Annotated in this window: 20 protein-coding genes; 16 read left to right on the forward strand and 4 right to left on the reverse strand. The window is 33.6% G+C overall.

Annotated features, from left to right (window positions below; translation table 11 throughout):
- The first annotated feature begins 15 nt into the window (after nucleotides 1–15).
- From LKE46_RS00680 to LKE46_RS00725, 10 genes are all read left to right on the forward strand, one after another.
- Nucleotides 16–903, forward strand: a complete 888-nt coding sequence (locus LKE46_RS00680; RefSeq protein WP_291717475.1) for a dihydroorotate dehydrogenase — start codon at nucleotides 16–18, stop codon at nucleotides 901–903.
- A 45-nt stretch (nucleotides 904–948) separates the two neighbouring features.
- Nucleotides 949–1,530: an orotate phosphoribosyltransferase gene (pyrE, locus tag LKE46_RS00685; RefSeq protein WP_291717478.1), complete on the forward strand. Its 582-nt coding sequence runs from the start codon at nucleotides 949–951 to the stop codon at nucleotides 1,528–1,530.
- 175 nt (nucleotides 1,531–1,705) lie between these two features.
- Nucleotides 1,706–2,539 (forward strand): hypothetical protein, encoded by an 834-nt coding sequence (locus LKE46_RS00690; protein ID WP_291717480.1) that lies wholly within the window; start codon nucleotides 1,706–1,708, stop codon nucleotides 2,537–2,539.
- A gap of 74 nt (nucleotides 2,540–2,613) precedes the next feature.
- The gene (locus tag LKE46_RS00695) at nucleotides 2,614–3,399 is read left to right on the forward strand and encodes a sugar phosphate isomerase/epimerase family protein (protein ID WP_291717483.1); all 786 of its coding nucleotides are present in this window, start codon (nucleotides 2,614–2,616) and stop codon (nucleotides 3,397–3,399) included.
- Between the two features lie 266 nt (nucleotides 3,400–3,665).
- Nucleotides 3,666–4,958, forward strand: coding sequence for a trigger factor (gene tig / locus LKE46_RS00700; protein WP_291717485.1), 1,293 nt, complete (start codon nucleotides 3,666–3,668; stop codon nucleotides 4,956–4,958).
- Between the two features lie 54 nt (nucleotides 4,959–5,012).
- Nucleotides 5,013–5,594 (forward strand): ATP-dependent Clp endopeptidase proteolytic subunit ClpP, encoded by a 582-nt coding sequence (gene clpP, locus LKE46_RS00705; RefSeq protein WP_291717487.1) that lies wholly within the window; start codon nucleotides 5,013–5,015, stop codon nucleotides 5,592–5,594.
- Between the two features lie 19 nt (nucleotides 5,595–5,613).
- Complete coding sequence (gene clpX, locus LKE46_RS00710; protein ID WP_291717489.1) at nucleotides 5,614–6,906, forward strand: ATP-dependent Clp protease ATP-binding subunit ClpX; 1,293 nt, start codon at nucleotides 5,614–5,616, stop codon at nucleotides 6,904–6,906.
- 161 nt (nucleotides 6,907–7,067) lie between these two features.
- Nucleotides 7,068–9,383: an endopeptidase La gene (gene lon, locus LKE46_RS00715; protein ID WP_291717492.1), complete on the forward strand. Its 2,316-nt coding sequence runs from the start codon at nucleotides 7,068–7,070 to the stop codon at nucleotides 9,381–9,383.
- 29 nt (nucleotides 9,384–9,412) lie between these two features.
- A complete protein-coding gene (gene yihA, locus LKE46_RS00720; RefSeq protein ID WP_291717494.1) occupies nucleotides 9,413–10,012 on the forward strand; it encodes a ribosome biogenesis GTP-binding protein YihA/YsxC in 600 nt (199 codons plus the stop codon).
- Nucleotides 10,013–10,271: 259 nt separating this feature from the next.
- A complete protein-coding gene (locus tag LKE46_RS00725; protein ID WP_291717496.1) occupies nucleotides 10,272–10,718 on the forward strand; it encodes a CPBP family intramembrane glutamic endopeptidase in 447 nt (148 codons plus the stop codon).
- Between the two features lie 42 nt (nucleotides 10,719–10,760).
- On the opposite strand, the gene LKE46_RS00730 is transcribed toward LKE46_RS00725, so the two are convergent.
- Together LKE46_RS00730 and LKE46_RS00735 are read right to left on the reverse strand one after the other, a co-directional pair.
- Nucleotides 10,761–11,138, reverse strand: coding sequence for a hypothetical protein (locus LKE46_RS00730; RefSeq protein WP_291717498.1), 378 nt, complete (start codon nucleotides 11,136–11,138; stop codon nucleotides 10,761–10,763).
- A 298-nt stretch (nucleotides 11,139–11,436) separates the two neighbouring features.
- A complete protein-coding gene (locus LKE46_RS00735; RefSeq protein ID WP_291717500.1) occupies nucleotides 11,437–12,378 on the reverse strand; it encodes a VCBS repeat-containing protein in 942 nt (313 codons plus the stop codon).
- A gap of 121 nt (nucleotides 12,379–12,499) precedes the next feature.
- Here LKE46_RS00735 and LKE46_RS00740 point away from each other — a divergent pair, with 121 nt between their 5' ends.
- Nucleotides 12,500–13,708, forward strand: coding sequence for an ABC transporter substrate-binding protein (locus tag LKE46_RS00740; protein WP_291717502.1), 1,209 nt, complete (start codon nucleotides 12,500–12,502; stop codon nucleotides 13,706–13,708).
- Between the two features lie 20 nt (nucleotides 13,709–13,728).
- Here LKE46_RS00740 and LKE46_RS00745 read toward each other — a convergent pair whose 3' ends face one another.
- A complete protein-coding gene (locus tag LKE46_RS00745; protein ID WP_291717504.1) occupies nucleotides 13,729–14,148 on the reverse strand; it encodes a Fur family transcriptional regulator in 420 nt (139 codons plus the stop codon).
- 174 nt (nucleotides 14,149–14,322) lie between these two features.
- Between LKE46_RS00745 and cobC the strand changes: the two genes are divergently transcribed.
- From cobC to LKE46_RS00765, 4 genes are all read left to right on the forward strand, one after another.
- Complete coding sequence (cobC, locus tag LKE46_RS00750) at nucleotides 14,323–14,934, forward strand: alpha-ribazole phosphatase (protein WP_291717506.1); 612 nt, start codon at nucleotides 14,323–14,325, stop codon at nucleotides 14,932–14,934.
- An 11-nt stretch (nucleotides 14,935–14,945) separates the two neighbouring features.
- Nucleotides 14,946–15,701, forward strand: coding sequence for an adenosylcobinamide-GDP ribazoletransferase (gene cobS, locus LKE46_RS00755; RefSeq protein WP_363316053.1), 756 nt, complete (start codon nucleotides 14,946–14,948; stop codon nucleotides 15,699–15,701).
- Between the two features lie 27 nt (nucleotides 15,702–15,728).
- Nucleotides 15,729–16,760 (forward strand): FAD:protein FMN transferase, encoded by a 1,032-nt coding sequence (locus tag LKE46_RS00760; protein ID WP_291717508.1) that lies wholly within the window; start codon nucleotides 15,729–15,731, stop codon nucleotides 16,758–16,760.
- A 144-nt stretch (nucleotides 16,761–16,904) separates the two neighbouring features.
- Entirely contained in the window at nucleotides 16,905–17,111 is a 207-nt protein-coding gene (locus LKE46_RS00765) for a DUF1858 domain-containing protein (RefSeq protein WP_291717510.1), read from the forward strand.
- A 33-nt stretch (nucleotides 17,112–17,144) separates the two neighbouring features.
- On the opposite strand, the gene LKE46_RS00770 is transcribed toward LKE46_RS00765, so the two are convergent.
- Nucleotides 17,145–18,062, reverse strand: coding sequence for a cation diffusion facilitator family transporter (locus LKE46_RS00770; protein WP_291717512.1), 918 nt, complete (start codon nucleotides 18,060–18,062; stop codon nucleotides 17,145–17,147).
- Nucleotides 18,063–18,373: 311 nt separating this feature from the next.
- On the opposite strand from LKE46_RS00770, the gene nifJ reads away from it, so the two are divergent.
- A complete protein-coding gene (gene nifJ / locus LKE46_RS00775) occupies nucleotides 18,374–21,940 on the forward strand; it encodes a pyruvate:ferredoxin (flavodoxin) oxidoreductase (RefSeq protein WP_291717513.1) in 3,567 nt (1,188 codons plus the stop codon).
- Nucleotides 21,941–21,980 lie beyond the last annotated feature (40 nt).

Below are 21,980 nucleotides of genomic sequence, written 5' to 3' on the forward strand. Positions count from 1 at the left end.
AGAAGGAGGATATCCATGGATATCTGCGGAGTGAATTTTAAAAATCCTATAATAGCTGCATCGGGAACCTTTGGATTTGGAGAAGAGTACAATAAGATATTCGATGTATCCACATTAGGAGGAATATGTTCAAAGGGACTTACATTGAACAAGAAGGAAGGAAACAACGGACTTAGAATTTTTGAAACCCCATCTGGAATTTTAAACAGTGTAGGGCTTCAGAATCCTGGAGTGAAACATTTCCTGAAATTTGAACTTCCTGAAATGAAAAAGTTCAATACTGTAGTCATAGCCAATCTTGGAGGGGCTACATTGGAAGATTATGTAGAAGGAATAAAGCTGCTTGATGATTCGGATGTTGATATGATAGAATTGAATATTTCATGCCCAAATGTAAAATTCGGGGGTATGGCTTTTGGAATAAAATCTTCCATTGCCTATGAAGTAGTCAGTTCTGTTAAGAAATACTGCAAAAAACCTCTAATAGTAAAATTATCACCAAATGCTGAAGATATTGTGGATATGGCGCAGAAGTGTTCCAATGCAGGGGCTGATGCCATATCGCTCGTGAATACTTTTAAGGCAATGGCAGTTGATATTTACAATAGAAAACCTGTATTTGATAATATCACGGCCGGACTTTCCGGGCCGGCAATAAAACCTATAGCTCTCAGAATGGTGTATGAAGTTTCAAAAGCAATAGATATTCCGGTTATAGGAATTGGCGGGATATGTACCTGGGAGGATGCAGTTGAATTCATAATGGCAGGAGCAAGCTTGATACAAGTAGGTACTGCTAATTTTATAAATCCTAATGCCTGTACTGAAATATTGGATGGAATAGAAAATTACATGAAACATGAAAAACTAAAAGACCTGTCCGAAATACGCGGAGTGGTTTAAGTTCAGTTGAAAATTTGTAAAAAGTAGGAGGATTATTGATAAATTATGAGTGATGATAATTTAGTTGTAAGTAAATTAAAGGAAGTAGGTGCTCTGCTTGAGGGACATTTCCTATTATCTTCAGGCAGGCATAGCGACAGGTATTGTCAATGTGCCAAGCTTCTTCAATATCCGGACAAGGCGGAAGAAGTTTTAAGTGTTGTTGCCAAAAAACTTGAAGAACTGGATTTCGATATAATTGTAGGACCGGCAATGGGAGGGGTAGTAGTATCCTATGAGCTTGCAAGGCAGCTCAACAAGCCGGGAATATTTGCCGAAAGACAAGATGGCAAGATGACTATAAGAAGAGGATTCGAAATAAGAAAGGGACAGAAGGTAATAATATCGGAGGATGTTATTACAACAGGAAAATCGTCTCTTGAAGTGGCAGGTATTATAGAAGGGCTTGGGGCCGAGGTTGTTGCACTCTGCTGCATAGTGGACAGGAGAGCAGATGGGGTAGATATACCTTATCCAGTCTACAGTTCTGTAAAGCTGAATATAAATACATATGATGCAGATAAATGTCCTCTATGCAAAAAGGGAATTCCCTATGAAAAGCCGGGAAGCAGGGTGTTCAACAAATAGTTCTGGTGTGCATTATATTTTATATTTCCAGATATGTTAATGGTGTCTGGAAATATTTTATCTGTACTCTTTTATAAATTCATAAAAAGTTAGTATTATTTCCATGACTTTTGAGTTATAATAAAAAATGAGTTTCACGATAACAGCTAATTATTTTTTAATTAGTTTATGAATTATGCCTATAAAAAAAGTTGCAGAAGGGAGGCACTGCTGTTATATAAAAAACAGTGGGAATCTAGTGAGAAGAAAGCCAAGTATTTTTAGTAAAGACTATGAAAAAAAAATGAAGCAGAGAAGAATAAAAATTTTTATAATCTCTGCAGCATGTATAGTACTGATAATTTTAATTGGTGTTTACTTGACTGGTGCATTAAAAGATGTTTTAAATGATGTGGGCAAGAAGGCACAGAACCCTGTTGTGCAGAATCAGAAAATTACAAAGACACCTGCCAAACCTCAGACGTCTGAAAACAAAACTGAAAAGACACAGTATACAGTACAGTTGAGCAGCGGTAAAAGTGTAAATTTAATATATGAGAATAAAAATAACAGTAAAGCATTTAAAGACATTACTCCTAAAGATGCTAATGTAGTATATAGTATAAGTCCTTCTGGAAAAAATGTTGTTTTATTTGACGGCAAAATTCAAAGTATGCTTTTATTTGATATTAATGGTAAAAAGCAGGATATAACAAATCCCCAATATATATCAAGTACTGGTTCAGTTGTATCAAAAGATGGACAGCTGTCATCAGATCCAAATTATATATGGTGCAGTTCACCAAAGTTTATAGATGATAATAATATAGCATATATAAGCCAACTTCCATGGATTGGAAAGACTTCGAAATATATATGGATCGAAAACATAAAAGATAAAAGTCACTTAATGGTTCAATCTGTGGAGGGTGAGGATATAAAATTTGGAGATTCTACAGATAAAGGTCTTACTGTTGTAGTCGATGGTAAAACTATGTATTTAACAGCATCAGGTGGAATTAGTCAATAAACTTTAGTTTATTGACTTTTTAAATGCTGAAAATTTACTGTACACAATAGTATTTGAGGAGGTCAAAGCTATTTATGATTATAGGATTGTCGTCTGCAAGCTTTTATCCGAATATAAAAACTGAAGATAGTATACCTCTTATGAAGTCATTGGGATTTGATGTGGGGGAAATATTTCTTAACAGTGCCAGTGAATATAAACCTGAATTTGGCAAAATACTTTTGGACAGGGAACTGCAGCATGATTTCAAGGTTAATTCCATACATGCATTTTCAGTTTCATTTGAGCCTTACTTGTTTGATGATTATAAAAGAAGAAGGGAAGATTCATTGAAATTGTTTAAAAATGTATGCAGACTGGCTGAAATTATAGGGGCAGGGTGCTATACATTCCATGGGATGAGGTACAGAGATATTCATTCCATAGATATTGACTTTATAGTAGATATTTATGATAGACTTATGTATATAGCAGGAGAGCATGGAGTAAAACTCTGCCAGGAGAATGTGTTCTGGTGTATGTCCAATAGTATTGAATTCCTATATGAGATTAAGGATAGATGCAGGGAACATTTATATTTTACATTGGATATTAAGCAGGCATATAAATCAGGAAAATCTCCGGAGAAATACATTGATATCATGGGAACTGATATTGCAAATTTTCATATAAATGACAGAGATAGCAACAGCGTATGTCTGTTGCCGGGTAGAGGGGATGTGGACTATAAAAAAATAGCTTGTAAATTTAAGGAAATAGAGTATAATGGAGTAGGTATAATTGAGGTTTACAAAGACAATTATACTAAATACAATGAACTTGCAGAGTCAAAAAGATATGTTGAAAGGGAGTTTGAATAATTTAATCCGTATGATTGAATAACAACTGTTGTATAGATTTCTGCAGGAGCTGAGTGTTTATGAACAAAATATTTGAACACCATATATAAAATTTGTGCTTTTTAGTATATAATTATAATCAAGGAGTCTTTATAAAAATTTAAGATAAAAATTTAGTTTAGATTTAGTGAAGTTCTTGACAATATAATTCATGTAAATGTATATGAAATATGTTATAATATCATAGTTAATATAAGCGCATAGTGTAATTTAGGAGGAAATGAATAATGAACGTTAAAATGGAGAAAGTAGAAAATAACGTGGTAAAATTGGAAATAACAGTAGAACTTGAGAAATTTAATGAAGCAGTAAAAAAGGCATTTGCAAAAAATGCTAAAAAATTTAATATACCAGGATTTAGAAAAGGCAAGGCTCCAATGAGCATAATAAAGAAATATTACGGCGAAGGTGTATTTTATGAAGATGCTATAAATTTTTGCTGTGATGATACATATCCAAAAGCAATACAGGAAAATGATATAAAACCTGTTGATTATCCTCAAATTGATGTACTCCAAATTGGAGAAAACAAGGATTTTATATATACAGCACTTGTAACAGTAGTGCCGGAGGTTGAACTTGGCGAGTACAAAGGAATTGAGGTCAAAAAAAATACATATAAGGTAGAAGATGCTGAAATAGAAGATGAATTAAAATCAAGGCAGCAGAAAAATGCAAGGATTGAGACAAAGGAAGATGGAGTCATTGAAAAAGGGAATATAGCGGTAATAGATTTTAAGGGATATGTAGACGGCAAACCTTTTGAAGGTGGAGAAGGAAAGGATTACGAACTTGAAATAGGTTCGGGAACATTTATAGATAATTTTGAGGAACAACTTATAGGATTAAAGACAGGGGATTCAAAAGATGTGAATGTTACATTCCCTGAAAAGTATGGTTCTGAAGAATTAAACGGTAAAGATGCATTGTTCAAGGTAACCATTAAAGGTATAAAGATAAAGGAGCTTCCAGAACTGGATGATGAGTTTGCAAAGGAAATTTCTGAATTTGACACTCTGGGCGAAGTAAGAGCAGATATAAGAAAAAAGAAAGAAGAACAGAATGAATTGAGGGCAAATAAAGAATATGAAGAGGCAGTTATTGATGCTGTAAGTTCAAATGCAAAAGTTGATATTCCCGAAGTTATGATAAAAAAGGAAATTGACAGTATGATTAAGGATTTGGAAATGAGATTGAAATATCAGGGACTGGATCTTGACTCATATTATAAGTATACAAACAATACTGAGGAAAAAGTCAGGGAATATATGAGGGAAACTGCAGAAAAAAGAGTTAAAAATGACCTTGTAATTGAGAAAATATCCAAAGTGGAAAATATAAATGCTACGGAAGAAGAACTTTTAAACAGGGCAGCCGAAATGAGTAAACAGTATGGAAGCAATGATACTGAGAAAATGGCTAAATTGATTCTTGACAGTCAGAGAAGTTATCTGGAAGTTGATGTAATAAATGAAAAAGTTATAAAAATGCTTGTTGACAACAGCAAGGCAATAGCATAATATGGTTTGTAATAATTATTTAAAAAAGTAGTTGTATAAAGGAGGAGAGATTTTATGAGTTTAGTACCAGTAGTTGTTGAACAGACTAATAGGGGAGAAAGATCTTACGATATTTATTCAAGGCTTTTAAAGGATAGAATCGTAATGTTAAGTGAAGAGGTAAATGATGTTTCAGCCAGCCTTATAGTAGCACAGCTCTTATTTCTAGAAGCGGAGGATCCTGATAAGGACATATCATTGTATATAAATAGTCCTGGAGGTTCAATAACCTCTGGTATGGCTATTTATGATACAATGCAGTATATAAAACCAGATGTATCAACTATATGTATGGGAATGGCAGCTTCTATGGGATCATTTTTACTTGTAGCAGGTGCAAAAGGAAAGAGATTTGCTCTTCCAAATGCTGAAATAATGATACATCAGCCTCTAGGTGGATTTCAAGGGCAGGCAACAGATATTGGAATCCATGCAAAGAGAATACTTACTATAAGAAAAAAATTAAATACAATATATAGTGAAAGAACAGGTCAGCCACTTGAAAAAATTGAGCAGGATACGGAAAGAGATAATTTTATGACTGCCGAGGAAGCTAAAAATTATGGATTAATAGATGAGGTTATTACGAGGAAATAACCTTTAGTGAGGTGTAGATATGGCCAAAAATGATGATAGAAAACAACTGAAGTGTTCATTTTGTGGTAAGACACAGGACCAGGTTAGAAGACTGATAGCAGGACCAGGGGTGTATATTTGTGATGAATGTATAGAACTTTGTTCTGAAATAATAAGCGACGAGTTTGAAGATGATGTTCAGGTAGACATGACAACTCTTCCAAAACCTGTAGAAATTAAAAGCTATCTTGATCAATATGTAATTGGTCAGAATGAAGCTAAAAAGTCATTGTCAGTAGCAGTGTATAATCACTATAAGAGAATAAATTCCAATAGTCATAACAGTGATGATGTAGAGCTGCAAAAAAGCAACATACTTTTACTTGGTCCTACAGGTTCTGGTAAGACTCTTCTTGCACAGACTCTAGCTAAATTCTTGAATGTTCCATTTGCGATTGCGGATGCAACTACTCTGACAGAAGCTGGATATGTGGGAGAGGATGTTGAAAATATACTTTTGAAGCTTATACAGAATGCTGACTATGATATAGAAAGAGCTGAGCATGGTATAGTCTATATAGATGAAATAGACAAAATTGCAAGAAAATCTGAAAATCCATCTATTACAAGGGATGTTTCGGGAGAAGGGGTGCAGCAGGCACTTCTTAAAATATTGGAAGGAACAGTTGCTTCAGTACCTCCCCAGGGAGGCAGAAAACATCCTCATCAGGAGTTTATACAGATAAATACAACCAATATTTTATTTATCTGTGGTGGAGCTTTTGATGGAATAGATAATATTATAGAACGCAGAACAAGAACCAGCACACTTGGATTTGGTGCAGAAATACAGTCAAAAAAGGAAAAGGATATTGGAAAACTTCTCAAGGAAATAATGCCGGGAGATCTTTTGAAGTTTGGTCTTATACCAGAGTTTGTAGGCAGAATTCCTATTGTGGTTACATTAGACGCTCTGGATAAAAAAGCGCTTATTAGTATACTTCAGGAACCGAAAAATGCACTTGTAAAGCAGTATAAAAAGCTGTTTGAACTTGACAACGTAGAACTTGAATTCAAGGATGATGCACTTGAGGCAATTGCAGATGAAGCATTGAAGAGAAATACCGGTGCAAGAGGACTTAGAGCTATAATAGAAGAAACCATGAAGGATATAATGTTTGATATACCTTCGAGGGAAGAAATTGCTAAAGTTATAGTAGATAAAAATACCATAAAAGATAAGAAGCCGGAACTTATAACTGTTGAAAATGGCAAGAGATCTCCTATAAAGGTTAAAAAAACTAGGCCTAGAAAAGGACCGGAAACAGCATAGGTTGTTTATTTTGAGTATTGAGGGTACTGTAAAATTCAGTACCCTTTTTAAAATGCCATTTGTATTGCAGTAATTGAAAAAAGGCCATTTTATAGTTATAATATATTAGTCTAATGTATTTGAGATTAGACTATGTAAATTGTTAAAGTGAGGAGAGAAATATGGACGAAAATTTGGAAGTAATGCCTTTGATTCCACTTAGGGGTATTACTGTGTTCCCATATATGGTTTTGCATTTTGATGTAGGTAGGGAAAAATCCAAGCTTGCATTGGAAAATGCCATGCTTAATGGACAGAAAGTATTTTTATCATCCCAAAAGGAATATTCAGAGGAAGAGCCCCATAGTGAAGATATATATACTGTAGGTACAATATGCAATATAAAACAGATATTGAAACTTTCAAAAGGGAATGTAAGGGTGCTCGTAGAAGGGGAAAAAAGGGGCTTATTAAAAAAATACATAGATGAAGACCCTTTTTTTAAAGTTGAAGTTGAAGTAATGGAAGATGATCGAGTTATTGATAATAATTACAAAGCACTTATTAAATATACGATAGAAGCATTTAGCGAATATATAAAATTATCTGACGATAATTTATCTGAATCTATTGTTACAATGAATGACGTGGACAATCCTGACAGGATGGCTGATATTATAAGCTCTTATCTAATATTAGACCACGATAAAAAGCAGGAACTCCTGGAAACCTATAAGACAGAGGAAAGGCTTAAAAAGATACTTGCTATACTAGTCGATGAAATAGAGATATTGAAGGTAGAAAACAAGATAGGTATAGAAGTAAGGAAGAATATAGATAAATCTCAAAAAGATTATTATTTAAGAGAGCAGCTTAAAGCAATACAGGAAGAGCTTGGAGAAGATGATGAAAATACAAGGGAGATAACTAAGTATAAAAACAAAATATCGAAAAATAAGTTCCCAAAGGCAGTAAAGGAAAAGGTTTTGTATGAGGTTGAAAAATTAAGCAAGCTTGGGAGTTATTCTACTGAATCAGGCATAATAAAAACATATCTGGATTGGGTAATTGGCCTGCCGTGGAATATTAAAACCAAAGATAATCTGGATATAAAAAATGTGAGAAAATGTCTTGAAAATGACCACTATGGCCTGAAAGATGTTAAGAATAGGATAATAGAATACCTTGCAGTTAAGAAAATGAACAGGACAATGAAGGGGCCTATTTTATGCCTTGTAGGGCCTCCGGGAGTAGGGAAAACTTCTATTGCAAAATCAATTGCAAAGGCACTAAATAGAAATTTTGTACGGATGTCTCTTGGCGGAGTCAGGGATGAAGCTGAAATAAGAGGACATAGAAGAACTTACGTTGGTTCTATTCCAGGACGGATAATATATGGTATAAAACAGGCTAAATCCAATAATCCTCTGTTTTTGTTAGATGAAATTGACAAAATGGGATTGGATTTTAAGGGAAACCCGGCAGATGCACTTCTTGAAGTTTTGGACAGCGAGCAAAATAATACTTTCAGAGATCATTATCTTGAGCTGGATTTTGACTTGTCTAATGTACTTTTTATAACTACAGCCAATACATTGGATACTATACCGCCTGCTCTTATGGACAGGATGGAGATAATACGAATATCAGGATATACAAATGAAGAGAAGTTTCATATATGCAAAAAGTATATTATTCCAAAACAGTTTAGAGAAAATGGTATAGAAGATAACAAAATTAAATTTTCTGATTCCTCCATATATACGATAATAGACAATTATACAAGGGAATTCGGAGTAAGAAATATGGAAAGAAATGTGGCTTCAATAATAAGAAAGGCAATTGTTGAAATTTTAGAAAAGAATAAAGACAGGGTGTTTGTGAATACTACTAAGGTAAAATCATATTTAGGTGTGGATATGTTCAGTTTTGATAAAATAAGTGAGGATGATAAAATAGGAGTGGTAATGGGAATGGCCTGGACGGCTTACGGTGGTGATACATTACCTGTAGAAGCAGTTGTAATGCCGGGAAAGGGAAGATTGGAACTAACGGGTCAACTTGGAGATGTCATGAAGGAATCTGCAAAAGCAGGATACAGTTATATAAGAGCTAATTATAAAAAATACTTGAATATAGAAGATGACTTTTATAAAAATTGTGACATTCATATACATGTACCAGAAGGTGCTATTCCTAAAGATGGTCCTTCTGCAGGAGTTACAATGGTTACGGCTATGATTTCAGCTTTAAGCAAGAAAAAAGTAAAACACAATGTTGCTATGACAGGGGAAATAACATTGACAGGAAGAGTCCTTCCTATTGGAGGACTTAAGGAAAAAAGTATGGCTGCATACAGGGCAGGAATAGATACGGTTATAATTCCAAGGGAAAATGAGAAGGATCTGGTAAAAATACCTAAAAGCATAAAAAGTAAGATGAAATATATAGTTGCGGATAATGTAGATGTGGTGTTGGACAATGCTTTAATTAATTGAGATAATAGTATGAGGAGGTGAATATATATTTGGAGATAAAACAGGCTGAGTTTATAATATCTGCAGCAAAAAAAAATCAATATCCAAAGGACAACGTAAATGAAGTAGCATTTGTTGGAAGATCCAATGCGGGAAAATCATCTTTAATAAATACCCTTGTGAATAGAAAAAAATTGGCTAAAACGAGTAGTACTCCTGGAAAAACAAGACTTGTAAATTTTTTTCTAATAAATGAAAAATTCTATTTTGTAGATTTGCCGGGATATGGTTATGCAAAGATTTCAAAATCTCAGAAGAATAATTGGAAGGAGATAATAGAATCATATCTTCTTAAAAGGAAGCAGCTAAAAGCTATAGTACTGCTTCTGGATTCAAGGCATAAACCAACAGCAGATGATGTTACAATGTATAGATGGATAGTATACTATAATTATAAGGCCATAGTTGTAGCAACAAAAATAGATAAAATATCCAGGAACCAGCTGGCTAAAAATTTAAAAATTATAAGAGAAACACTGAACTTAAAACCACAGGATGATTTGTTTACTTTCTCATCTTTAAATAAACAGGGCAAAGATGAACTCCTAAATGAAATTGGACGTATATTGGAAGGTGATAAACCTGAATAAACTAAATCTTATAAAAGATATTATTGTCTTTTCTCTCGTATATGTTCCACCTCTTATAGTATTTGGAAGACATTGGCTAGAAGTGAAAAGAAACAGAGTGATTTTAATATTCATAAGCATAATATATTTTATTTTGCCTATATATACGCAAAATATTGCACCCTTCATATTTGTTCTGTTTAATATAAAATATATGCAATCTAAGGAAAAATGCAATTATTTTAATATCAGGGAATTTAAAATTTTAGAAGGGTTTAGAATGGCAGCTATATCATATTTGGTGATTATTATAATATTACTTGCCCAGAGTGCCATTGCCTCCAGCTTTAAAATTGATTTGAGCCAGCAGCAGGAGATTGTAACCCATATGTCAGGTATGCCCTTGATAAAATTTGTTTTAATGATGCCTGTAGTTATACTGTTTGCTCCTGTATTGGAGGAATTTGTATTCAGGTGGATGTTTTTTGAGAAAATATTTAAAAAAAGGTTGGGAATATATGCAGCGGCAATACTGAGCAGCCTTATATTTTCATTTGTTCACTTCAGTTTATCTGCATTTTCCATAATATTGTGGATAGGTATTTATAATTGTTATTTAGCTCATAAGAAAGGATTCTGGTATGCTGTTTTTAATCATTCCTTTTTTAATTCCATAACGATGATTGTACTGCTTGCACAGAAACTAAGAGAATATGGATTTATGTAGGCACTGTTAATGTATAACAGTGCCTTTGAAATATTATTATATCTATCTATGTCTTTTATGACCATCAGAGTTTGAACTCATAAAGTCATTTAGAAATTTTGCTGCATCTGGAGAATTTTGAAGTTCTCTAACTTTCTGTAACACTTCATTTTGCATCTGATTTCTGTTTTCAAGACTGGAAAGTCTTTTTTCTAGGGCGCCAAGTTTGGATTTTATATCGGAATCATCAAGTCCGGTTTCACCGAGATCACCCATATTTAAATTATCTAACATTGAACTAATTTTATCATTTGACATCATTCCTCTTGAGCCACTAAACGAAGACAGCATGGATAATAATTGAGTAATATCAATATTTTTTAAAATATCTCCTAGATTAAATCCACTGTTGACGTTGTTCCTATGGTGATGTTTTGACATGAAATCACCCCTCCTTAAGATATTTCTTTTCTCATCTCTATGTGTATCACTTTAATATAAGTGTTTGATACTATATATTATTCATAAACAATGTATTTGACACAAAATAAAGTTTATATTTTTATGATAATTTTAATTTAAGATGAATAAATTTCTTATAATAGGGGATTATATAAAATGTAATCGGAGATACATTCTCCTATGCATCACATGATTTTATGTCATTTGATGTAATAACCCCCCATCCCCCTTGGGACCGTAAAGCGGTCCCTTTTTATATATATTTATTTCATGAAATTTAATATATTGAAACAATTTTGAAATGATTGGACTCGGTACTGCTGGAGTCGGATACAAGGACTAGTTTTACAGTATAATTTTTTATTACCGAGTTATTTGAATTTGATATGCCCTTAAAGTTCAGTATCCAGGATAGTTCTGAGGTATTTCCTTTATTGTCGCATTTTTTTTCCATAAATATTGCATCTTGAAATATGTAGGAATTATTTGCAGTGGCAAGTTTATCTATCGAATACAGATCCTCATTAGCCAAATTGGAAGAAAAAATGTTGTCTGGCATATAGGACCTGCTTGCTGGAAGCTTTTGAATAAAATCTATGAAAGTTGAAACAGTATCCTTTCCTACAAAAGTGTTATTGTCCTGTAAATTATAGTTTTTAAACTTATAATTTAAAAGTATGTAATTTGTGAGGATCATATTGTTCCCCTGAAATTTTCCTGTAATAATTTTAGGAGTCCTATTATTGGTACAATCTATAAATCCAAGTATGTTGTTAGAATTGGAAAGAATGTTTTCAAATTTATTGCCATTAAAAACAAAAATTCTCTGAAGCGAGTTTTTGCCGAGGGATCCCTGAATGAATATCTCGGGAATTCTGTCTCTTGATACGTCCATTATGGTTATTCTAAGGGGCCAATAGGGATAATAGCTGCTTATCGTGGATAGACTGTCATCCGTAGTTAAATCGTATACTTTATCTTTCATCTTCACTTTTATCATGTACTTGTTTCCAGCTTGCTTTACATATAATTTATCATCTATTCCATCGCCATTGAAATCTGCCTTTAGTGTCTTGTCTTCCAATATGTTGCTGAATGAAGGAGAGGCATCCTGAAAACAGTTTTTATATACTATAAATAGTATAATTAATGTAAAAATTATTAATGGAACTACAAAAAATAGATGCTTTCTTTTTAGAAATATTACTCTTAATTTCATAAATTTCACCTCCGATTAATTATATGAATTTAATTATATATTTAATTAATATGCACAAAATAAATTTATATGAAACAATATAAAAATTGGTTTCAATTCATAAAAGGTAGGAGGGAATGATATGAACTATAAGAAAGTAATACTGTTCTTTTTGATATTGGTTTTTCCCTTTAATTTAAATGGCTGTTCTGTGTACAGCAGGGAACAGTCTCAGCAGAAACAGCTTAATTTATATATAGGAGTAAAAGATAGAGAATCTTTAAATATAATAAAAATTTTAACGGATTTTTACCAAAAACAAAATCCAGATGTAAAACTCAATATAAATAATATTATAGGAGACAGGGTGGATGACAATGTAAGCAGTGAGAATGACATATTGTTTATTGACAGAAATGATATGTTGAATCTGGCACAAAAGGGCCTGATAGCGGATATGAAAAATTTTTATAAAGAAAATGATATTGCAACAAAATATTATTCAATACTAAAGGTATACGGCAGGTTCAACGATAAATATTATGGAGTACCGATTATGCCATGTACCCTAGAATTTTTGTACAACAAAAATTCTTTTCATAAACTTGACATAAAAACACCAGTTACTTTAGATGATTTTGAAAATATACTGAAAAAGCTTGGTTCAAGGAAAATACCTGCAGTTCTGGATGAGAATGTAGATATAAATAATGCAATTTTTTCCATAGTATCAAATAATAATTTAATACCAATGAGAAAACTTGAGAATATATATGGCAGCAGTGCAAAAGAATATGAAAAATTATCATATATACAGAATGTTTTTAAGGATATTGATACCCTTGTTAAGAATAATGTAATAAATGAAAATACATTTGAAGTTGGAAGTGAGTTGGACATTGATAAGTTAAAAAATGGTGCAATGCCCATGGTTATGGCATCTTCATATTATGTAAGAGATCTTGACGGAGAAGATATAGGAACTATAAGCGACAGCTTGTCAAGCATGAAAATACCTGTTATGTCAAATGTATTGATGTGTATGCCTACAAATGGGAACAATACTGATGAAGCAGGACAATTCATGAAGTTTAGTTTTGATGATAAAATGCAGAAGGAGTTCCTAAAAAGAGGATATATTACATGCAATAAAGATGTGAACAGTAAAAATAAGGGAATAAAAAAGAGTATAGCATTACATATGAAAAATAGTTTTGAAGACAATATATCAATTATATATAATATCCCGAGCAAAATGAGAAATGATATATCTGCCAAAATAGATGATATATTTTTAGGAAAATATACAGGAAATGAATGGAAAGAGATAGTGGAAAAAGAGCAGCAGTAAGCTGCCCTGATGGAAAATGTCTATTCCTGGTTTTTCCTGCAATCTGAGCATATTCCATAAAAATAAACTTGATTGCTTATGACTGTATAATCGACTTTGTCTCTGATTTTGTCATTCAAATCAGAAAAACAGATTCCGTTTACATCATCCACTTTCCCACAGCAGAGACATTGTATATGAGGATGGGGGTTGGTTCTGGCATCGTATCTGAAATTGCCTTCACCTACATTTAACTCCTGTATTAAATTTACTTCAACTAGAGTTTTCAGAGTCTTATACACGGTAGCCAGACTCATAGTCGGATAATCGGACAGTAGTGCTTTGTATATTGTTTCGGCAGAAGGGTGATCTTTGCTGGATTTTAAATATTTATATACGGCTATGCGTTGTGGAGTTAATTTCAGCTTTTTTTCTCTAAAAATGCCTGTCAAGTTATTCATATTCATCATCCTTATTATAGATTAGTAGCAAATAAGTTAGTCATTGCAGATTATATAATTATCTGATTAATATAACTATATAATAAAAATTATTACTTGTCAAAAATAATTTTATAATAATAATTTTAAGGGCAGAAAACTGCTCTTATTTTTATAAAGTTGGAGGAAATTTGAATGAACCTATATTTTGTACGTCATGGCGAGACTGAAGCAAATAAAGACAAGTTATATTATGGAGGAAATGAATCCAGCCTCACCGAAAAAGGCAGGGGCCAGGCTGAAAAGCTATCTAAACTGTTGAAAAATATACAATTTGACTATATATACATAAGTGAAAAAAAAAGAACTCTTGAAACTGCAAAGATAATTGTAAAAGAAGATTTTAAGAGATTCATAATTGACAGCAGAATAAATGAAATGAATTTAGGAAAATTTGAAGGTAAAAATTATAACTGTATAAAAGAGTTTTATCCAAAACAATGGGAAGATTGGTGCCGACACTGGAAAACGGCTGTGCCTCCGGGAGGTGAAAGCTATCTTCAGTTTTATACCAGGGTTAAAAGTTTTTTGGAGGGCATCTTGAAAAATAATAGAGGAGAAAATATACTTGTTGTAACCCATGCAGGAGTTATAAAGTCTATATACTGTTATATATTAAACAATACTATGGATTTTTTCTGGAAGTTTGCATCTCACAACGGTGATTTGTCAATTATAAAATATGAATATGAAAATTTGTATATTGATAGTATAATATGTTTGGATAGATTAAATGGTATAGTATGAGGTGCATAATTGTGAAAAAAATGTTCAACAACTTTTTGCTTATGATTCAGTTCATGACAAGAATCAATATAAATAGAAATCTAGATTGTCAGGAGGAAAATTTTAAGTGGGGATCTATATTTATGCCTGTAATTGGACTTATTATAGGGGGGATACAATGGATTACATATAAGCTTTTGGTAAATGTACTGCCTATGAATATCTCTGTAACAGCTGTTATTTTAGCCGGTATCCTGCTGACTGGTGCTATGCACATGGATGGGTTTGGAGACATGTGTGATGGCTTTTTTGCATTTAAAGGCAGAGATAAAATAATAGAAATAATGAAAGACAGCAGGGTTGGAACTTATTCCTGCATAGCAATTGTAATGGACATACTTTTTAAGTATAATTTATTATGTTATATAGCTCCTGTATTTTCGGTGTCCATAATAATTGCTCCAGTAATATCCAGACTATCTACACTGTTTCTTGTATCTGTTTGTAAACCGGCCAAGAGTACAGGTACAGGGAATTTGTTCATGGACTCTGTAAATATAAGTCAATTTTTTGCAGGTACAGCAATAAGTGCCGGAATTTTATTGTCTGTAGTTGCTGTTGATCCAAAATATTTAGTGCTGCTTGTAATTTCGGCAATTATGATATCGTTCTGTTTTAGCTTATATTGTAAAAGGAAAATTGGCGGTATGACCGGGGATTTGCTTGGTGCAAATAACGAGATTATAGAAATATCAATACTTGTTATAATATCTATAATGATGGGATAATTAAATTTTAGCAAAAGAGGATGAACTATGAAAAAGAAAAATTTTATTGCGGTTTTGTTAATATTGTTCATGTTGCCATTGTATGGCTGCAAGGACAATACTCAGGAGGAACCAATTTCGAAAACTGAATATATGCTTGGAACTATCTGTACTATAACCGTATATGATGATAAACCTGAATCTGTAATTGATAAAGCATTTGCAAGGGTAAAACAGATTGAAAATAAGATGAGTGCCAACAAAGCAGGTACTGAATTGGATGCAGTATCAAAGGCATCTGGAAAAGGTTATGTAAAAGTTTCAGATGATACTTTTTATGTACTGGAAAAAGGTAAATATTATTCGCAGAAATCAGGTGGGGCATTTGATATAACGATTGGTCCGCTGGTAAAATTATGGGGAATTGGAACTGACAATGAAAAATTGCCAGGTGAAGAGGAGATTCAAAATAGCAAGGCCCTTGTAAATTATAAAGATCTTCTACTGGATTATAAAAATAAAAAGGTCATGCTGGCAAGAAAAGGAATGTCACTTGACTTAGGTGGAATAGCAAAAGGATATGCTGCAGATGAAGCAGCCAGGATATTAAAACAAAATGGAGTTAAGCATGCAATAATAAATTTAGGAGGAAATGTTCTGGCAATAAACAACAATGTAAATGGGGATCCATGGAAGATCGGCATACAGGATCCTTTCCAGACTAGAGGAAACGTAGTTGCCTCCATAAAAGTTACAAACAAGACAGTAGTTACTTCTGGAATTTATGAGAGATACTTTAAAAAGAACGGTAAAATATATCATCATATATTGAATCCATTTACAGGATATCCAATGGATAATAATCTGGCTAGTGTAACGTTGGTTACAAATACTTCAATAGATGCGGATGCGATGACTAAAAATATATTTTATCTAGGTACTGACAAGGGAATGAAGTATGCGGAAAATATACCGGAATTGGAGGCAATATTTGTAACCAAGGATAAAAAGATATATATAACGGATGGATTGAAAAATAATTTTAATATAGTGGACACAGAATATAAGTTGATGAATTAACATGTTTTTACCGATATTGTCTGATAATCCATTAGAAATATTTTATTTACGCTTGATATAGAATATATTTAGTATTACTATATAATATATATCAATAAATACATCAAGGATATATAATATTAGATGGAAATGAGGTTGTATATTATGGCTAGTAAAGTCACTAAAGATATGACTATTGGAGAAGTTCTCAGAATTAATCCTGCGTATGCAGAAACACTTATGAGTTTTGGAATGGGATGCATTGGCTGCCCTGCATCACTTGCAGAAACTATAGAAGAAGCTGCTATGGTACATGGAGTAGACGTTAATGGACTGGTTGAAGCGTTGAATTCGGAAACAGTTCAGCAATAAAAAAATAGATAAACTACTGTAACAGTAGTTTATCTATTTTTTTATTGTGTCTATACAGTTTAGGCGTTCCTTAAGATTACAGTTATTGCAGTCATTATCGCAGGATTCTATATGAATCATGGTTTCCGTATTTTTAAGTGACTTTGACAGTTTATTTTCTATTTTATCGCATATATCATGTGCAGCTTTGACATGCATGTCCTGAGGAAATACAAGATGAAGATCAATATATCTCCTATCACCTGATTTCCTGGTTCTCAATCTGTGGAACCCGCAGAAAACAGAATTATATCTAGATATTATATTTTTAATTGTAAGTATTTCATCATCAGACAATTTAACATCTACCAATGGATTAAAAGCAGATTTTAAAAGATTGAAAGCTTCTTTTAAAATAAATATGGAAACTGCTATAGCTATCAGGGGATCAAGAACTTCCAGTTTTGTAACCCATATTAATAAGAGACCAAGTGCAATTCCAAGGGAAGTGTATACATCGGTTTTCAAATGGAGGGCATCTGCCTTCAGCGCCATGGAATCTTCTTTTTCGGCAACTTTGTATAATTTCCTTGATACAAGGAAATTTATACCCGAAGATATGAACATAACTGTAAATCCAATGGCGGATTGATGAGTATTTACCGGATGAAATAATCTGTCTGCAGCTTCAAATATTATCCATATTGAGACAATTAAAATCAACATACCTTCAAAAACCCCGGATACATCTTCAAATTTACCATGTCCATAGGGATGTTCAATGTCTGCAGGTTTGGAAGATATTCTGACAGAAAAAAAAGATACTAAAGATGCCGTTAGATCTATAGTAGAATGAACAGCCTCGGAGATAATACTTACCGATCCGGTAATAGTACCTACTATTAATTTCATGATTATTAAACTGCTGTTGGACAATATAGAAAGACATGCAGCCATTGTTTTCTTATTCATAATAACATCTCCATATATGAAAAATCTATTCTAAAATTTATGAATTCAATTTATCAATTGATAAAGTATAATAACTAATATGATAACCCATTATGTACTATAAGTCAATAAAAAAGCATTATGATATGAATTATCAATTGAAAATAAAAATTAGTAAATGAAAGCGATAATAGCCACATACTATTTATAATATATTATTTAAAGATTTTGTGTGACATATATTTTTGATTATTATGTATTATATTTTCTCTATTTCAAATAATAAATAAAGATATTGTTATTTGATTTTATAAAGTAGGGAGTGATATATAATGACAAAAAAAATGAAAACCATGGATGGAAATGGGGCTGCGGCCTATGCATCCTATGCATTTACAGAAGTTGCCGCCATATACCCAATTACCCCGTCTACTCCTATGGCCGAAGCAGTGGATGAGTGGTCTTCACAGGGAAAAAGAAATATATTCGGAGATACAGTCAAAATCAGTGAAATGCAGTCAGAAGCAGGAGCTGCCGGGGCAGTACACGGTTCACTTTGTGCCGGAGCCCTTACTACTACATATACTGCATCACAGGGACTTCTTCTTATGATCCCTAATATGTATAAAATAGCAGGAGAACATCTGCCGGCTGTTTTTCATGTTAGTGCCCGTGCAGTTGCAACTCATGCACTTTCAATATTTGGGGATCATCAGGATGTTATGGCCTGCAGGCAGACCGGATTTGCGCTTTTGGCATCCTCAAATGTCCAGGAAGCCATGGATATGGGATTTGTAGCTCATTTAAGCGCTATAAAATCGAGAGTACCATTTCTTCACTTTTTCGACGGATTCAGAACTTCACATGAGTATCAGAAAATAGATGTTATCGACTATGATGATGTAAAAAAGCTTGTTGATTATGAGGCACTGAATGAGTTCAGAGGCAGGGCCTTGAATCCTGAACATCCAACTGTCAAGGGAACAGCCCAAAACCCGGACATATATTTTCAAGGGAGAGAAGTATCCAACAGATTCTATGAAAAAGTACCCGATATAGTAGATCAATATATGAAGGAAATAAACAATATAACGGGTAGAAACTATAAGCCTTTTGAGTACTATGGAGAAAAAAATGCAGAAAATATAATAGTAGCTATGGGATCTGTGTGCGATACAATCGAGGAAACAGTAGATTACCTTTCCGAAAAAGGAGAAAAGGTAGGTTGTATAAAGGTACATCTCTATAGACCGTTCTCAACTAAATACTTTATGGATGTGCTTCCGGATACAGTAAAGAAAATATCCGTTCTGGATAGAACGAAGGAACCTGGATCAATTGGAGAACCTCTGTATCTTGATGTATGCAAGTTATTCTACGAAATGAAAAACAGGCCTCAGATATTTGCAGGAAGATATGGACTGGGTTCAAAAGATACTACTCCTTCTCATATACTGTCCGTATTCAACAATATGAAATCAGAGAATCCCAAAAAGCATTTTACAATAGGTATAATAGATGATGTAACAAACATGTCCCTTGAGGAAGGGGAACATATTGAAACTACTCCTCAGGGTACTATAAGCTGTAAATTCTGGGGACTTGGTTCAGATGGAACTGTAGGTGCGAACAAATCAGCAGTAAAGATAATTGGAGACAACACGAATTTGTATGCTCAGGCTTACTTTTCCTATGACAGTAAAAAATCCGGAGGAACTACGGTATCACATTTGAGATTTGGTAAAAATCCTATAAAATCGCCATATCTTGTAACCAGTGCAGATTATGTTGCATGTCATAACAGATCATTCATATATAATTATGATATTTTAAAAGGTCTGAAAAAGGGTGGTACATTTCTCCTCAATTGCCACTGGAATGAGGATGAACTGGAAGATAAACTCCCAATTTCAATGAAAAAGTATATTGCAGAGAACAATATAGATTTTTATATAATAGATGGAGTGAAGATAGCCAGGGAAATAGGACTCGGAGGGAGAATAAACATGATAATGCAGGCTGCATTTTTCAAGCTCGCAAAAGTGATTCCAATAGATGAAGCCGTAACATACCTGAAGGATTCAATAGAAAAAACCTATGGCAGAAAAGGTGAAAAAATAGTTGAGATGAATAAAATGGCTGTAGACAGGGGACTGGATGCAGTTGTAAAAGTAAATGTACCTGAAAGCTGGAAAAATGCACAAGAAGGGTGGGAAGGTGATAATAGGAATGTAGATATACCTGAATTTGTAAGGAATATCCAGATACCTATGGCCAAAAATGAAGGGGATGACTTGCCAGTAAGTTCATTTTTGAATATGGAGGATGGTACCTATCCTGTTGGAACTACTGCCTATGAAAAGAGAGGAATAGCTGTGATGGTTCCTGAATGGCAGATGGATAAGTGCATACAGTGCAATCAATGTTCCTATGTTTGCCCGCATGCTACTATAAGATCATTTTTACTGAACGACGAGGAAGTAAAGAATGCTCCAGCTGCTTTCAAAAGCAAAAAGGCAGCTGGAAAGGGACTGGAAAATTTGAATTTCAAGATACAGGTAAGTCCTATGGACTGTACTGGATGTGGAAATTGTGCAGATGTATGTCCTGCACCAGGCAAGGCAATTGTCATGAAGCCATGGGAGGAACAAGTGGATGTGGAATCTCAGAACTGGGATTATGCATTGAGCCTGTCAAAAAAGGAAGATCTGATAAACAGAAATACCTTAAAGGGAAGCCAGTTTATAACACCGCTTCTTGAGTTCAACGGTGCATGTCCTGGTTGTGGAGAAACTCCATATATAAGACTTCTTACACAGCTGTTTGGTGAAAGAATGATGATTGCAAATGCAACAGGATGTTCTTCCATATGGGCGGCAAGTGCACCTTCAATAGCATATACAAAAAATAGTGAAGGGAAGGGACCTTCCTGGGGAAATTCACTATTTGAAGATAATGCCGAATATGGTTATGGAATGTTTCTTGCTGTAAAGTATATGAGAGAGAGAATAAGAAAACTTATGCTCAATTATATTGAAAGCTCAAGAGAAAGCAGCAAAGAAAATAATTTGGTTCAGTCATTCAATGAATGGATAAATACAATGGAAGACGGAAGCTTGTCTAAGGTATCCTCACAGAAAGTTGTGAAATCTATTCTGGATTTTAAAGATTACTCCGACAATGCTATATTAAAGGAAATACTTGCAAAAAAAGATTTTCTTGTTAAAAAGTCGCAGTGGATAATAGGAGGAGATGGATGGGCTTATGATATTGGATTTGGAGGAGTGGACCATGTCCTTGCTTCAGGAGATGATGTAAACCTGTTTGTAATGGATACTGAAGTTTATTCAAATACAGGAGGTCAATCCTCAAAGTCCACTCAGACAGGGGCAATAGCAAAATTTGCTGCAATGGGTAAAAACACGAAGAAAAAAGATCTTGGACTTATGGCAATGAGTTATGGATATGTGTATGTAGCCCAGATTGCACTTGGAGCCAATATGAATCATGCATTGAAGGCAATAAAGGAGGCTGAAAATTATAGGGGACCATCGCTTATAATAGCATATGCACCGTGTATAAATCATGGTATAAAGACAGGTATGGGAACAAGTATAGCCCAGGAGAAAAAGGCGGTAGATGCAGGATATTGGCATCTTTATAGATTTGACCCCCAGTTGAAGCTTGAAGGAAAGAATCCATTTGTTTTAGATTCAAAAGAACCGAAAACTTCTTTTAGAGATCATATAGAAGGTGAGATAAGGTATTCTTCACTTAGAAAAGTACTGCCGCAAAAAGCTGATCAGTTGTATGCAATGGCTGAGAAAAATGCAAAAGACAGGTACGATATATATAAAAAATTATCGGAAATAGATTATCAGGATCAGGTTAAAAGATAGAAAAAACAGTTCCAGAATCCGTATTTAGATTCTGGAACTG

Source organism: Clostridium sp. (genome assembly GCF_022482905.1).
In the GTDB taxonomy this organism is placed as follows: Bacteria; Bacillota; Clostridia; order Clostridiales; family Clostridiaceae; genus Clostridium_B.

Bases quoted from the DNA above. Each gene is read 5' to 3' on its own strand.
- LKE46_RS00735 (WP_291717500.1), bottom strand. From the start codon at position 12,378: ATGAAATTAAGAGTAATATTTCTAAAAAGAAAGCATCTATTTTTTGTA.
- lon (WP_291717492.1), top strand. From the start codon at position 7,068: ATGGACGAAAATTTGGAAGTAATGCCTTTGATTCCACTTAGGGGTATT.
- pyrE (WP_291717478.1), top strand. From the start codon at position 949: ATGAGTGATGATAATTTAGTTGTAAGTAAATTAAAGGAAGTAGGTGCT.
- LKE46_RS00740 (WP_291717502.1), top strand. From the start codon at position 12,500: ATGAACTATAAGAAAGTAATACTGTTCTTTTTGATATTGGTTTTTCCC.
- LKE46_RS00760 (WP_291717508.1), top strand. From the start codon at position 15,729: ATGAAAAAGAAAAATTTTATTGCGGTTTTGTTAATATTGTTCATGTTG.
- clpP (WP_291717487.1), top strand. From the start codon at position 5,013: ATGAGTTTAGTACCAGTAGTTGTTGAACAGACTAATAGGGGAGAAAGA.
- tig (WP_291717485.1), top strand. From the start codon at position 3,666: ATGAACGTTAAAATGGAGAAAGTAGAAAATAACGTGGTAAAATTGGAA.
- LKE46_RS00770 (WP_291717512.1), bottom strand. From the start codon at position 18,062: ATGAATAAGAAAACAATGGCTGCATGTCTTTCTATATTGTCCAACAGC.
- nifJ (WP_291717513.1), top strand. From the start codon at position 18,374: ATGACAAAAAAAATGAAAACCATGGATGGAAATGGGGCTGCGGCCTAT.
- LKE46_RS00695 (WP_291717483.1), top strand. From the start codon at position 2,614: ATGATTATAGGATTGTCGTCTGCAAGCTTTTATCCGAATATAAAAACT.
- LKE46_RS00680 (WP_291717475.1), top strand. From the start codon at position 16: ATGGATATCTGCGGAGTGAATTTTAAAAATCCTATAATAGCTGCATCG.
- cobC (WP_291717506.1), top strand. From the start codon at position 14,323: ATGAACCTATATTTTGTACGTCATGGCGAGACTGAAGCAAATAAAGAC.
- LKE46_RS00765 (WP_291717510.1), top strand. From the start codon at position 16,905: ATGGCTAGTAAAGTCACTAAAGATATGACTATTGGAGAAGTTCTCAGA.
- LKE46_RS00745 (WP_291717504.1), bottom strand. From the start codon at position 14,148: ATGAATAACTTGACAGGCATTTTTAGAGAAAAAAAGCTGAAATTAACT.
- clpX (WP_291717489.1), top strand. From the start codon at position 5,614: ATGGCCAAAAATGATGATAGAAAACAACTGAAGTGTTCATTTTGTGGT.
- LKE46_RS00725 (WP_291717496.1), top strand. From the start codon at position 10,272: ATGGCAGCTATATCATATTTGGTGATTATTATAATATTACTTGCCCAG.
- LKE46_RS00690 (WP_291717480.1), top strand. From the start codon at position 1,706: ATGCCTATAAAAAAAGTTGCAGAAGGGAGGCACTGCTGTTATATAAAA.
- LKE46_RS00730 (WP_291717498.1), bottom strand. From the start codon at position 11,138: ATGTCAAAACATCACCATAGGAACAACGTCAACAGTGGATTTAATCTA.